This is a genomic window from Niveispirillum irakense DSM 11586 (genome assembly GCF_000429645.1).
GTDB classification, from domain to species: Bacteria; Pseudomonadota; Alphaproteobacteria; order Azospirillales; family Azospirillaceae; genus Niveispirillum; species Niveispirillum irakense.
The window spans coordinates 120,599-133,731 of record NZ_KE386933.1 but is presented as its reverse complement, the minus strand read 5'-3'; the positions used below and the strand labels follow the sequence as shown (position 1 = coordinate 133,731).

Annotated in this window: 16 protein-coding genes and 1 riboswitch; of the genes, 7 read left to right on the top strand and 9 right to left on the bottom strand. The window is 61.5% G+C overall.

The window, feature by feature from the left end:
• Entirely contained in the window at positions 1-696 is a 696-nt protein-coding gene (locus G473_RS0114655) for a phytanoyl-CoA dioxygenase family protein (RefSeq protein ID WP_035707409.1), read from the top strand.
• Positions 697-797: 101 nt separating this feature from the next.
• Here the strand turns inward: G473_RS0114655 and G473_RS30780 are convergent, their stop codons facing one another.
• Both G473_RS30780 and G473_RS27070 read right to left on the bottom strand, forming a co-directional pair.
• Positions 798-965, bottom strand: coding sequence for a hypothetical protein (locus G473_RS30780; protein WP_169728479.1), 168 nt, complete (start codon positions 963-965; stop codon positions 798-800).
• A 115-nt stretch (positions 966-1,080) separates the two neighbouring features.
• Entirely contained in the window at positions 1,081-1,728 is a 648-nt protein-coding gene (locus G473_RS27070; RefSeq protein WP_051330441.1) for a UbiX family flavin prenyltransferase, read from the bottom strand.
• Between the two features lie 330 nt (positions 1,729-2,058).
• Between G473_RS27070 and G473_RS29965 the strand changes: the two genes are divergently transcribed.
• Positions 2,059-2,193, top strand: coding sequence for a DUF465 domain-containing protein (locus tag G473_RS29965; RefSeq protein WP_342665665.1), 135 nt, complete (start codon positions 2,059-2,061; stop codon positions 2,191-2,193).
• Positions 2,194-2,530: 337 nt separating this feature from the next.
• Here G473_RS29965 and thiC read toward each other — a convergent pair whose 3' ends face one another.
• The 3 genes from thiC to G473_RS0114625 all read right to left on the bottom strand — a co-directional run bounded on the left by thiC (position 2,531) and on the right by G473_RS0114625 (position 6,494).
• The gene (gene thiC, locus G473_RS0114635; protein ID WP_029013714.1) at positions 2,531-4,393 is read right to left on the bottom strand and encodes a phosphomethylpyrimidine synthase ThiC; all 1,863 of its coding nucleotides are present in this window, start codon (positions 4,391-4,393) and stop codon (positions 2,531-2,533) included.
• A gap of 74 nt (positions 4,394-4,467) precedes the next feature.
• Positions 4,468-4,596: riboswitch (TPP riboswitch) on the bottom strand.
• 325 nt (positions 4,597-4,921) lie between these two features.
• Positions 4,922-5,506, bottom strand: coding sequence for a hypothetical protein (locus G473_RS30385; RefSeq protein ID WP_154667418.1), 585 nt, complete (start codon positions 5,504-5,506; stop codon positions 4,922-4,924).
• A 148-nt stretch (positions 5,507-5,654) separates the two neighbouring features.
• Positions 5,655-6,494 (bottom strand): substrate-binding periplasmic protein, encoded by an 840-nt coding sequence (locus tag G473_RS0114625; protein WP_029013713.1) that lies wholly within the window; start codon positions 6,492-6,494, stop codon positions 5,655-5,657.
• Between the two features lie 227 nt (positions 6,495-6,721).
• Here G473_RS0114625 and pyrC point away from each other — a divergent pair, with 227 nt between their 5' ends.
• The gene (pyrC, locus tag G473_RS0114620; RefSeq protein WP_029013712.1) at positions 6,722-7,777 is read left to right on the top strand and encodes a dihydroorotase; all 1,056 of its coding nucleotides are present in this window, start codon (positions 6,722-6,724) and stop codon (positions 7,775-7,777) included.
• A gap of 316 nt (positions 7,778-8,093) precedes the next feature.
• The gene (locus G473_RS0114615) at positions 8,094-8,756 is read left to right on the top strand and encodes an orotate phosphoribosyltransferase (protein ID WP_029013711.1); all 663 of its coding nucleotides are present in this window, start codon (positions 8,094-8,096) and stop codon (positions 8,754-8,756) included.
• A 46-nt stretch (positions 8,757-8,802) separates the two neighbouring features.
• Here G473_RS0114615 and G473_RS0114610 read toward each other — a convergent pair whose 3' ends face one another.
• Entirely contained in the window at positions 8,803-9,114 is a 312-nt protein-coding gene (locus G473_RS0114610; protein ID WP_029013710.1) for a YkgJ family cysteine cluster protein, read from the bottom strand.
• Between the two features lie 235 nt (positions 9,115-9,349).
• Between G473_RS0114610 and G473_RS0114605 the strand changes: the two genes are divergently transcribed.
• The 3 genes from G473_RS0114605 (at position 9,350) to G473_RS0114595 (ending at position 10,378) form a co-directional block, all read left to right on the top strand.
• Positions 9,350-9,559 carry a cold-shock protein gene (locus G473_RS0114605; RefSeq protein WP_029013709.1) on the top strand — a complete coding sequence of 70 codons (210 nt, stop codon included), beginning with the start codon at positions 9,350-9,352 and terminating at the stop codon, positions 9,557-9,559.
• Between the two features lie 89 nt (positions 9,560-9,648).
• Entirely contained in the window at positions 9,649-9,873 is a 225-nt protein-coding gene (locus G473_RS0114600) for a hypothetical protein (protein ID WP_029013708.1), read from the top strand.
• A 55-nt stretch (positions 9,874-9,928) separates the two neighbouring features.
• Positions 9,929-10,378: a YaiI/YqxD family protein gene (locus G473_RS0114595; protein ID WP_210163350.1), complete on the top strand. Its 450-nt coding sequence runs from the start codon at positions 9,929-9,931 to the stop codon at positions 10,376-10,378.
• Positions 10,379-10,461: 83 nt separating this feature from the next.
• Here G473_RS0114595 and G473_RS0114590 read toward each other — a convergent pair whose 3' ends face one another.
• The 3 genes from G473_RS0114590 to G473_RS0114580 all read right to left on the bottom strand — a co-directional run bounded on the left by G473_RS0114590 (position 10,462) and on the right by G473_RS0114580 (position 13,035).
• Positions 10,462-11,940: a carboxypeptidase M32 gene (locus tag G473_RS0114590; RefSeq protein WP_029013706.1), complete on the bottom strand. Its 1,479-nt coding sequence runs from the start codon at positions 11,938-11,940 to the stop codon at positions 10,462-10,464.
• A complete protein-coding gene (locus G473_RS0114585; RefSeq protein ID WP_029013705.1) occupies positions 11,937-12,671 on the bottom strand; it encodes an SURF1 family protein in 735 nt (244 codons plus the stop codon). The genes G473_RS0114590 and G473_RS0114585 overlap by 4 nt, the downstream gene beginning before the upstream one ends.
• A gap of 91 nt (positions 12,672-12,762) precedes the next feature.
• On the bottom strand, positions 12,763-13,035 hold the full coding sequence (locus G473_RS0114580; RefSeq protein ID WP_084438170.1) for a DUF983 domain-containing protein: 273 nt from the start codon (positions 13,033-13,035) through the stop codon (positions 12,763-12,765).
• Between the last annotated feature and the right edge of the window lie 98 nt (positions 13,036-13,133).

The following is a 13,133-nucleotide window of genomic DNA, read 5'->3' as shown; positions in this document are numbered from 1 at the left end:
TTGAACAGTGCGTCATGGAGCGCCTCGGTCGCAACAACCGGAGCGCTCCACATTCCCGGCCTGATCAAGGCGCAAGCCGTGACGGCTTTGCGCGATGCCCTGGCCCCCTTCCCGCTGGACAGGCCAGGGCTGCGGCTCGGCCACACGCCTTTGCTGTCCCGCTTGCTGGCAGGGGATGGGGCTGTCGGCGGGCTGGCGCGTCACTTGCTGGGGGAAGCGGCAAAACCTGTCCGGGCTTTGCTGTTCGACAAATCCGCGCAGACCAATTGGCAAGTCCCCTGGCATCAGGACCGGGTGATCATCGTGGCCGAGCGCCATGATGTGCCGGGATTCGGCCCCTGGTCGGTCAAAGGCGGCGTACAGCATGTGACGCCACCCGTGGACATCCTGGCCGGCATGGTGACCATCCGCCTGCATCTGGATGATGTGGGGGCGGATAACGCGCCTCTGTTGATTGCTCCCGGTTCCCATCAGATGGGCGTGGTGTCGGAAGCCAATATCCCTGCCGTTGTTGCCGCCGCCGGTCATGAGGTCTGTGTTGCCCAAGCCGGCGATGCCTGGGCCTATGCCAGCCTGATCGTGCATGCGTCAGAGCCGGCGCGGGCTTTGGGAAGACGGCGGGTTCTCCATGTCGATTATGCTGCGACCGACCTTCCTCTGCCCTTGAAATGGCCTGACATCTTTGCGGCCTGTTGAAATCACCGTGTTGCAGCGGGTTGGCGATAACAAAAAGGGCGGCACCGGATTGGGCCGCCCTTTCCATGTCAATGGTCCCACGGGAGAGGAACCAGCCGACCTTACTTGTCCGTCGCGTCCTCGATCTTGTCGCCTGCCTTTTCCACGGCATCATCGACCTTTTCGCCGGCGCGCTCAGCCGGGCCCTTCTCCTCACACGCGGTCAGGGCCAGCGGGGTGGCGGCGATGGTGGCAAGGGCGGCGATATGGGCGAGCTTGCGGATATTCATGACATTACCCCTTCTCTGTCCGGGGCATGACCGATGCGGTACCCCGTTTTACGGACAGAAGAACGGCGCGCGGGTTCCGGTTGTTCCGACCCCGATCAAGGAATGATTGCGGCGATCAGGCGGCGGGATCGGGGCTGTCCCCTTCACCCCAGCGGCGCACCCGCCCGCTTTCCAGGCCGAACAGGTCCAGCACCCGGCCCAGCGTGTGGTCCACCATCTCTTCCAATGTGGCCGGGCGGGCATAAAAGGCGGGGACCGGCGGATAGATGATGGCGCCCATCTCCGTCGCCTGGGCCATGTTGCGGATATGGCCCAGATGCAGCGGCGTTTCCCGCAGCATCAGCACAAGGCGGCGGCGTTCCTTCAGCACCACATCGGCGGCACGGGTCAACAGGCTGCTGGTCACCCCGCCCGCCACTTCTGCCAGGGTGCGCACCGAACAGGGGGCCACAACCATGCCCATGGTGCGGAAGCTGCCCGACGAAATGGCCGCCCCGATATCGGCAGGGGAATAGGCGACATCGGCCAGCGCCCGGACATCGGCCGCTTTCAGCCCTGTTTCATGTGCAAGGGTCACCTCGGCAGACCTGCTCATAACGAGATGGGTTTCAACATCCAGCAGGCGTAAGGTTTCAAGCAGGCGTATGCCGTAAATAACGCCAGACGCACCGCTGATCCCGACAATAAGCCGGGGGCGGCGGGGATGTTTGGCGTTGTCGCCAGGACCGGGAAAACCGGCCGGATCGTCGGGAGGAAAAGCCATAGAGGTGATGTAGCGCTGCCACCGGCTTTCGTCCATAGCCCCCGTTCAGAAGAGTGAGGGGACATCAATGGGGTGCGACATGACCGCATGCGCTATTAAAAGTCACGAACCGTACCCCTATATTGATGAAGTCGGGATGACGGTTCCGTGTCACTATCACGGCGTCCGGACCAAATGATAAGCCAGCGGCCGCCCCTGACCGGGGTCCCTGACAGGGATCAAAGGCCGCTGCGGGAGCACGAAGGTAGAGGTTTCAATCCGTCAGCCATATCCATCAGCAACCGAAGGAGGGACTTGATGTTGTTTCCCGAGCGCGTGGAATCGCTTCGCATGAAACATGAAACCCTGGACAATGAGGTGCGGGTTGAAAGCCGGCGCCCCCTTCCCGATGCGACTGTGCTGAAGAAATTGAAACTGGAAAAACTCCGCGTGAAGGAGGAGATCGACCGTCTGGCACGGGCCTGACGCTCATCTCCCAAGCGATGAACAGGAAAGGCGGCCAGGGGTTCCCGGCCGCCTTTTCAATGCGCGCTATCTTAGAGTTTTTAGGTGTAGGTTTGATCAACCTATACCTGTCACCCCGGCGCAGGCCGGGGTCCAGTTTCGTAAAGCAAAGCGCTAGTGATTCTGGACCCCGGCCTGCGCCGGGGTGACGGTGGTGAGAACCATTTTCGATTCTGCCTAAACCTGGAAAACTGTAGAGCTGTTTCCGGCCAACCGAAAATAGCGCTGGCGACTGAGGCACATGAAAGCCTGGAGCGTATTTCTGCTGAACGGAAATGCGCTCCAGGCGCCCCTTCTGTTAATGGTGATCTTCCGGCACCGGACGGTCGGACAGATAGACCTGCCCGCCCTTCTCCTTGAACGCCGCTGACATTTCCGCCATGCCGGCTTCCGCCTGTGCTTCGGCCTCTTGGGCCGCCGCATAATCCCGCACTTCCTGCGTGATCTTCATGGAGCAGAATTTCGGCCCGCACATGGAGCAGAAATGCGCCAGCTTGGCCCCTTCCGCCGGCAGAGTCTGGTCGTGGTACTTCTCCGCCGTTTCCGGGTCCAGCGACAGGTTGAACTGGTCGCGCCAGCGGAATTCAAACCGGGCGCGTGACAAAGCATCATCGCGCTCCTGCGCCCCCGGATGGCCCTTGGCCAGATCGGCGGCATGGGCGGCCAGCTTATAGGTGATCACGCCGACCTTCACATCATCGCGGTCCGGCAGGCCCAGATGTTCCTTGGGCGTGACATAGCAAAGCATGGCCGTGCCGAACCAGCCGATCATCGCAGCACCAATGCCGCTGGTGATGTGGTCATAGCCCGGCGCGATATCCGTGGTCAGCGGCCCCAGCGTATAAAACGGGGCTTCGCCGCAATGGGCCAGTTGCTTGTCCATATTGGCCTTGATCTTGTGCATGGGCACATGGCCCGGCCCTTCGATCATCACCTGCACATCATGCTTCCAGGCGATCTGGGTCAGCTCGCCCAGCGTTTCCAGCTCCGCAAACTGGGCGCGGTCATTGGCGTCGGCGATGGAGCCAGGGCGCAAGCCATCACCCAGGGAGAAGGCGATATCATACGCCTTCATGATCTCGCAGATTTCCTCAAAATGCGTGTAGAGGAAGTTCTCTTTGTGATGGGCGAGGCACCATTTCGCCATGATGGAGCCGCCCCGGCTGACAATGCCGGTCACGCGCTTGGCCGTCAGCGGGATATAGGGCAGGCGCACCCCGGCATGGATGGTGAAATAATCCACACCCTGTTCGGCCTGTTCGATCAGCGTGTCGCGGAAGATTTCCCAGGTCAGGTCTTCGGCCTTGCCATTGACCTTCTCCAACGCCTGATAGATCGGCACGGTGCCGATGGGGACGGGCGAATTGCGGATGATCCATTCACGGATCGTGTGGATATTGCGGCCGGTGGACAGGTCCATCACCGTGTCGGCCCCCCAGCGGGTGGCCCAGACCAGCTTGTCCACCTCGTCCGCGACCGACGAAGTGACGGCGGAATTGCCGATATTGGCGTTGATCTTCACCAGAAAATTCCGCCCGATGATCATCGGTTCGGTTTCCGGGTGGTTGATATTGTTGGGGATGATCGCGCGGCCACGGGCAATCTCATCCCGCACAAATTCCGGCGTCACATAATCGGGGATGGATGCCCCGAAATCCTCGCCATCACGGGCGGCCTGCTGCGCCAGCTTGGCCCGGCCCAGATTTTCGCGGATGGCGACATATTCCATCTCCGGCGTGATGATGCCGGCCTTGGCATAATGCATCTGGCTGACATTGCGGCCCGGCTTGGCACGCAGCGGCTGGCGGGCAGCACGGTCGAACAGGGGAACGGGGCTTTCCTGGCCGGCACGCAGGCCATTATCCTCCGGCTTCACTTCGCGTCCGGCATAGGCTTCCACATCGCCACGCCCTTCGATCCAGGCGCGGCGCAGCTCCGCCAAGCCTTTGCGGATATCGGTCTTCACGGTGGGGTCGGTATAGGGGCCGGACGGATCATAGGCCCGCACCGGCGGCTCATTGGCGCTGGGCGACAGGTCAATTTCCCGCATGGCAACGCGGATATCGGGGAACAGCGTACCCGGCACATGCACCTTGCGGCTGGCCGGCAAGGGCCCGGTGGTGACGCTGAAATCGTCGGGAATGGAAAGACTATCTGGCATTTCTGGACCTCCCTCGAATGATGGAGATCCGGGCAGCGCGCGTGGCGGCTCTCATAGGCGGGGCAGATATGTGGCCCCTATATGAATCCCATCCCTACGCCGGTACGACCCGGATCAGGTTCTAAGGGTTCCCGCGCCAGCACCGTTAGAACGGCACCATAGCGGTATCTCAGCCCCTTGCCGGGGTTCCCCTTGGACGGTTCGGAAGGTGAAGAATTGCCTTGGCTATGTCAAGGTCGGGCTGGCTGGACCAACCTCAGCGCACTTCGGCGATATTCAGGCTTTCGCGCCAGCGGGCACGCAGCAGGGCGGGCCTGTCTGTTCGGGAACTGGCGGATGCCTGGGCGATTGAGCGGATGCTAGAGCATAGGTGTCGGTGATGCAAAATCTTAAATTGCGCAAAACATTGAAAAAATAAAAATTTCCGAACAGACATGTAGAGCCGGGCACGTTTCCGGTTAAACACACCCGGCTCTAAAGCGGTGTCCTGAAGAAGCGAGCGTTTTAGAGAAAATCTTGTGAATTATATTATAGGTCTGGCGAAGGCTTTGGTGTTTTCTTTTTGGCGTTCAGGTACTCCTCCATCATAAATGATGTGATTCCAACTACTGACTCGTCAATTTTTTTGCCATATTGGCTTAGCGCGATGGTGCAACTATCCTTAGCCCAGCTTAGTTGCTCACCTTTAAAAACAGCGCCAAATCCATTTGAATAAACCTCTGTAGTGTTTGTTGAAGGTTCGCCCCACTTTTGGATAAAAGATGTCTTCATCTGATTGAAATCGGAAGATGAAAACGATGAAGCAATAGAAATGAGTTTTTTATTAAAAAAAATATAATATGTTTTTGCTTTGATGTTGGCAATGGTACCGGCTTCACCTGCGCTCAGCATGGATCTCTCCACGCACCATACCTCTCCTATGTCGTCACGAGCCAATTTCTTTAAAACAGGAAACTCGGCGTAATCTCTATCGCTGCATAACATATTTTTTCCATGTTTTGTTTCGAATTCATCTAATGATGTGACCTGTACTTGATCGCCTCGGATATCACAAGCTTCTACTTTTTGTGCAGTTAGGGTAAGCGCTATAAGCAGGATCATGAACGAACGCATCACACAGCCTTTCATTTGTAATGAATGCGAGTAGTCATTGACCATGAAACAATGACAAAATTTAATTTATACTACAGCGTGTTTCCGGTCAGGGCAAATACGCTTTAACGACGGCTCTTGATACGATTGGCTCCCGCACGCTGGCCCGTCAAGGATCCGATGGTACAAATTGATGCGCGCGGGCCGCCACCTCCGTCACCATGCCTTCCATCGGGCGATGGCGGGCCAGCAGCTCGGCATAGAACGGACTGCCCAACAGGGCGGCATAGGCCGTCTCAAACGCCCCGCGCGCGGGGCTGGCGGCAAAGGCACTCCCATAACCCATGTAGGAACGCTGCTCGGAAAGCGGCGGGCCATAGGGCTCGAAACGCAGCGACGGGCGGGTCTGCAGAAACCGCGCCACCGCCCTGGCATGGGCGACCACCCCATCCAGCCGGCCGCTTACCAGCAGATTGAAGGCGATATCGACATTGCGCACCGGCTCCACCTGCGCCCCGATGCGGCTGGCCAGCCCGTCCATCACCGCCCAGCCCAGGGGAACACCGATCCTGCCGGGCGGCGGCGGAACCATGCCATCCGGCATCTTCAACCGGAACAGGGTGATCTGATCGACATAGAAATAATCGCTGGAGAACACCATCCAGCGCGCGCGGTCCGACGTGAAATACGGGCCGATCAGAATATCGGCTTGCCCGGTTTCAATTTCCTTCTGTGCCCGTGGCCAGGGAAATTGTTCAAAAAGGCAGGAAAGACCAGCATTCTGGCAGGCACGGCGGGCCAGTTCCGCCCCGATGCCGCTCTCACACCGCTCCCCATCGGATACATGGGGCAGTGGACCACAAACAACGCGGATGACATCCCCCAGTGCGCGCCCCTGGGGTGGGTCTGGCGATGCCAGGGCGGGAGGACCTTGTGTGCCAAGCGCCATGGTGGCGCATGCCAGCACCACCGCTATGCAGACCCGGACCAACCGGATGCGAAGGCGCATATTTCCCCCGTGATCCAGGCGCACATGGAGAGGACGCGCATGGAGGTTGCAGCGTAAACGTGTATAGGTGACGGGTCAACCAAAGCGATTGTAATTTTGCAAAGGCAGTCAGCGCACAGTCTGACGTTCCCTCACTGCAAACCCGTTCTTCCGTGGCGGCGCTTGAGCCAGTGTGCCATCCGCCCTAAACATCCCCAGCCCCGTCTTTGAAGGATGCAAGCGCCGCCATGACCGACCAGCCCCAGCGTATCACCCTGCGCCGCCCCGATGACTGGCACCTGCATCTGCGTACCGGGGCCATGTTGCAGGCCGTGCTGCCGCACAGTGCCGCGCAATTGGGCCGGGCCATTGTCATGCCCAATCTGGTGCCGCCCGTCACCGATACGGCGCGGGCCGAGGTCTACCGCGACGAAATTCTGGCGGCATTACCCGCCGGCAGCAGCTTCCGCCCGCTGATGACGGCCTACCTGACCGACGGCACCGACGCCGATGATATCGAAGCCGGCCATGCCAAGGGCGTGTTCACGGCGGTGAAGCTCTATCCCGCCCACGCCACCACCAATTCCGCCCATGGCGTCACCGATTTCGACAAGGTGGCCCCGGTGCTGGACCGCATGGCCAAGATCGGGATGCCGCTGCTGGTGCATGGCGAGGTGACGGACCAGAGCGTCGATATTTTCGACCGCGAGGCCGTGTTCATCGACACCGTGCTGCCCAAGCTGATGGGCCGGCACCCAGACCTGAAAATCGTACTGGAACATATCACCACGGAAGAGGGCGTGGCCGTGGTGCGCCAGCATGGGCCGGGCGGCAAGCTGGCCGCCACCATCACGGCGCATCATCTGATGATCAACCGGTCCAGCATCTTTGTCGGCGGCATCCGCCCGCATCTCTATTGCCTGCCCATCGCCAAGCGGGAAAAGCATCGCCTCGCCCTGCGCGCCGCCGCCACCTCTGGCGAGCCCTGGTTCTTCTTCGGCACCGACAGCGCACCGCACCCGATCGGGGCCAAGGAAAGCGCCTGCGGCTGCGCGGGCATCTATACCGCCGCCACGGCGGTGGAACTGTACGCGCAGGTGTTTGACGAGGAAGGTGCACTGGACAAGCTGGAAGCCTTTGCCAGCCTGAACGGCCCCGCCTTCTATGGGCTGCCGGTGAATGAGGATTTTATCACCCTGGAGAAATCCGGCCTGATCGTACCCGATGTGCTGGATGTCGGCGGCAATCTTGCCGTGCTGCCCTTCCGGTCGGGCGAACGGCTGGATTGGCGGGTGATTGGATAAGCAGCGCTGAACCAGCCGCTCACAATCATATCAACTTCTCAACCATCACCTCGGCAAAACCCACAGGCGCGAACTTCGCCCCTTGCGCCTACATGCCTTCCCCGCGAAAGCGGGGATCCAGGGGCCAAGGGCACTCAGGCGTGGTTCCTGGAGCCCCTGGATCCCCGCTTTCGCGGGGGAGGCACCTTATTTCAGGGGGCGAAGTTAGCGCCTGTAGTCGAAGGCTGGGGGGACAGTTACGGGAACGTCCCTCTCGCCCCCTTCACCTTTTCTGTTATTTTCACCCCCAACCCGCCCATCCCTGGAGCCATTTGACATGATCGACGCACAGACCGCCGCCACCCAGGCGGCCCGTATCCTGATTGAGACCAAGTCGGTCCTGTTCAATGCCGAAAAGCCCTTCATCTTCACCTCGGGCCGCGCCAGCCCGGTCTATATTGATTGCCGCCGCCTGATCAGCTTCCCGCGCGCCCGCCGCTTCCTGATGCAGGCGGCCAAGGACCAGCTCTGCCGGGAGGTGGGGTTTGAAGCGTTTGACGTGGTGGCCGGCGGGGAGACGGCGGGCATTCCCTATGCCGCCTTTGTCTCCGACGTGCTGGACCTGCCGATGGTTTATGTGCGCAAGAAGCCCAAGGGTTTTGGTCGCAACGCCCAGATCGAGGGCAACCTGCCCGAAGGCCAGCGCGTGCTGCTGGTGGAGGATCTGGCCAGCGAAGGCACCTCCAAGGTCAATTTCGTCAATGCGCTGCGCCAGGCCGGCAGCATTGTTGAACATATCTGGGTGGTCTTCCATTACGGCATCTTCCCGCAGTCGGAAGCGACCATGGCCGAGATGGGCGTGAAGCTGCATTCCCTGGCCAATTGGTGGGATGTGCTGCGCGTGGCCCGCGACGGCAATTATTTCGACAGCTTCACCCTGAACGAGGTGGAGAAGTTCCTGCACAATCCGGAAAGCTGGGTCGCACCGACCGCCTCCTGATCATCTTTAAAGCCCCCCACCCGGCTTGTGCCGGGTGGGGGATGGCCTAGAGCCCGTAGCGGGCCCGTGCCATGAGGCAGGCCTCATCGCCGGCCTCACAATCCCGGCAGACAAGCGGGCGAACGGCATAAATGCCGCAGGAGACATGCTCCCCGACCACGCCTTTCAAGGCGGCGCACCGGTCACCCTCGCACCGCATACCGGCACCGCTGGCCGATATAAGCTCAGCCGGGATCAGGCCGATCTCCGCATCATCTTCCAGTGTAAAACGCGGCCATTCCGCTGAAAAAGCGCAGCAAGCACCGCAATCCTGGCAGGAGAAGGCAGCGCCTTCCCCCTCCCTATTCGCCCCCGTCATGGGTGCCTCCCCGTGCCGCATCTGAGCCAGCAGATAGGAGCATTGCGCGTCATTTCGCAAGTATGAGTCCGAATTACCTTGTACCGGCCGGCATAGGCGCCCATATGTGTCGGGTCATTCTGTGACGGACTGCCGGCCTGCTGCCTTCGGGTTTCCAGATCGACGACTATCTGGACACGTCTGATGCGGTGTGCGTGTGCGCGCTGCCATCCCAATAAACCGAAGGAGAGGCACAATGCCGATCGGTACCGTCAAGTGGTTCAACAGCACCAAGGGCTTTGGCTTCATTCAGCCGGAAAACGGTGGTTCGGACGTTTTCGTTCACATCTCCGCCGTTGAGCGCGCTGGCATGTCCGGCCTGAACGAAGGTCAGAAGATCTCGTTCGAAGAAGAGCGCGATCCGCGCCGTGGCAAGACCTCGGCGGTTAACCTGAAGGCTGTCTAAGCTCTTCAGCGACCATCAAGGATCAGCAAAGGGGTGCCGGGCAACCGGCACCCCTTTCGCCTTTTATGCCCTAAAAATGGAGGCCAACCATGGCCAAGAAAAAGGCACCGGTGGAAACCGGCCATGTCCTGTTCGATATCATCTATGAAGATGGCAGCCGCAGTTCCAACCGCAAGGTGCCGCGCGCCCTGGTCGGTGGCCTGGATGGCGACGATCCGGTGCGTGGCTTCATTGAGGAGCAGGACCGCGAGATCGCCCTGATGTCAGGCCGGCCGCGCGGGCCCATCAAATCCATGACCCGCTCGCCAAACTGACCCGGACGGGGCATGGTGGGGCCACGGTTCCCCCTGCCCCCGCCAGACGAAAATGCTGCATATCTTCATCGACGCCGATGCCTGCCCCGTGAAGGAAGAAACTTTCCGTGTGGCTCTCCGCTACGGGCTGACGGTCCATCTTGTTGCCAACGGGCCGCTGCGCGTGCCAGCGGAAGGGGATGTCCGGCTGGTGGTGGTATCGGACGGGTTCGATGCCGCCGACAACTGGATTGCGGAGCAGGCCGGCCCCGGCGATATCGTGATCACTGCCGATATCCAGCTTGCCAAGCGTTGCCTGGATAATCAGGCCAAGGTTATCGGCCCCTCGGGCCGTTCCTTCACCCCCGCCAATATCGGATCTGCCCTCGCCTCCCGCGCGCTGATGCAGGACCTGCGCGATATGGGCGTGGTCCAGGGCGGCAATGCCCCCATGACCAAGCAGGACAAGTCGCAATTCCTTCAGGAACTGGACCGCGTGATCCATGCGGTGAAACGGGGCCGCTAGATCCCGTTCAGCGAGCGGATTCACGCTCCAAAGCGATTCCGCTTTTCCGCGATCCGCTCTAAGGGCCCCGTGCGCATTCCCGCTTACAGATAGCGCGCCTGCAGGTGCGCCTTGAAGATAGCGGCATCCAGCGGCTTGCCCGTGGCCTGCACCATCAGTTCTCGCGTGGACAGGCGCCGGCCCCAGCGATGCACCTTATCGCCCAGCCAGGCGACCAGATCACCAAATTCGGCCCGGCCGATCTGCCCTTCCAGGTCCGGCAACTCCTTGCGGGCGGTGTCGAACAGTTGCGCCGCCATCATCGCGCCCAGCGTATAGGTGGGAAAATAGCCCCAGGCCCCGCTGGGCCAGTGGATATCCTGCATGCAGCCCAACGCATCATCCGGCGGGGTAATGCCCAGCAGGTCGCGCATGCCCTGGTTCCAGGCGTCAGGCAGGTCTGCCAGTTCCATCTGGCCTTCGATCAGGGCCTGTTCCAGCCGCCAGCGCAGGATGACATGGGCGGGATATGTCACCTCATCCGCATCAACACGGATGAAGCTGCGCTGCACCTGACGGAAACGGCGGCGCAGATTGTCCGCCGACCAAGCCTCCCCCTCGCGCCCAAAGGTGCGGGCCAGATAAGGCGCCAGCCATTCCAGGAAGGCCGGATGGCGGCCCACCTGCATGTCGAAGGTCAGGCTCTGGCTTTCATGCACGCCCAGGCCCCGCGCCAACCCGACCGGCTGGCTCTGCCATGCTGCCGGGCGGGCCATCTCATACAGGGCATGTCCGGTTTCATGCAGGGCGGACTTCAGGGCCTTGAAAAAATTATCCTCATCAAACCGCGTGGTGATGCGCACATCCCCCGTCGCCCCGCCGCAGAAAGCATGCAGCGAAGCGTCCAGCCGGCCGGTAAAGCCGATCCGGGCCGCCAGATCCGCCGCCATGCGCCGCTGGGTCTCAAGCGGGAACGGGCCTTCAAACGGATCGGGCGCCGGTTCTGCCGCCTGCCTCTCCTCCGCCGCGGCGAGGAACCCCGGCAGGAAAGCGGCATAATCATCAAACAGGGGGCCGAACTCCGCCACCCGGCTGCCCGGCTCATATTGCTCATGCAGGGCATCATACAGGCCACAGCCCAGCGTGCCGGCCAGGGCGGCGGCGATTTCCCGCTGGCGGTCCAGCACCACGGACAGGCTGGGCAGCAGCAGGCGGAAATCCTTCTCCGCCTTGGCCGTGCGCCAGATGATCTCACACTGTGACGCCGCGCGGGCATTGGCTTCCACCAGATCGGCCGGCAGGGCCTGAGCCAGATCAACCTCGCGCTTCATCTCCGCCAGATTGGCGCGCTGCCATTCATCCAGGCCGAAATCATCATCCGCCGCCGCCAGCCAGTCCGGCAGATGCGGGTCCAGCAGGGCGCTATGCACAGCCCCTTCCAGGGCCGCGATCTGATCCGCCCGCGCCGGGGAGGCCGCAGGTAGCATCATGGTGCGGCTATCCCAATTCAGGATGCCGAGTGCCCCCTGCAAGGCGGAACGGCGGGCGAAATGCGCCTCCAGGGCGTGATAGGCATCGGTCATTCGGCGGATTCGTCTTTGCGGCGGAAGCTGGCAGCAATATAGACGCCGATCAGGGTCAGGCCCAGGCCGTACCAGGTCAGCGCATAGGAAAGATGGTCGTTCTTGAGCTGCAGGATGGTGCGCCCGCCCACCGGATAGCCACCTGGATTGGGACTGGCATCGGCCTGCAGCAGCAAGGGGGCCAGTGCATCCACGCCGGCATGGCGGGCCAGTGCCGGCATGTCGAACCAGAACCAGCTATTGGCGGTCGGATCATTGTCGGGCTGCATCCAGGCCCGCTCTGTCGGCAGGCGCAGGATGCCGGCAATAGTCACCTCTCCTGCCAGCTGCCCTTCCGCCCGCGTCGCCGGGTCGCGCCTGTCCAGCGGAATCCAGCCCCGGTCCACCAGCACAACGCCACCGCCATCGGCACGGCGCAGTGGCGTCAGCACATGCACACCCTGCTGGGCGCGGCCATCGGGGCCGGTATAGAGGCGGGGACCAATAAAGGCCTCTGCGTCATGCAGGAACGTGCCGGTGACGGTGGCAGGCCGATAATCCCAGGAGGCCAGACCCTCGATCTGGACCGGCAGCGGCACCGGTGCCGCCTTCATCCCGGCATCAATGCGGGCCAGCAGGTCGGTTTTCCAGTGCAGCCGGTCCATCTGCCAGGTGCCAAGCCCGATCAGGATGGCAAGCGCGGCCAGCATGGCGATGGTGGGGATCAGGCGGGGGCGGAACTGGCGCGACATGAAAGGCGGGTCCTGGCAGACAAAAAAATAACGGGCGCCATTTGACGCCCGCTTTCCCCTTCAACGCAACCCCGGACCTGCAATCACACCGCTATGTGTCGAACTCGTCGCGGCGATAGCCATATTGCAGGGCGATGGTCACCCCCTTGGCAGGGCGCAGCATACCCACCGTGGCCCCCATGATGACCGGCCCCCAGATCAGCACATGCAGCCAGAGCGGCCAATCCACCCGCAGTGACACCAGCAGCGCCACCGGCACGATGGTGAAACCCAGGATGAAGATCAGAAAAACAGCAGGGCCGTCGCCACTGTCGTTGCGGGCTATTTCCAGCCCGCATACCGAACAGTGATCGACGACCCGCATGAAGCCCGTGTAGAGGGCGCCCTCACCGCAGCGCGGGCAGCGACACCGCAAACCCGCGCGCAGGAGGGAGGGAAGAGCCGGCGTGGTCAACGCAAGGA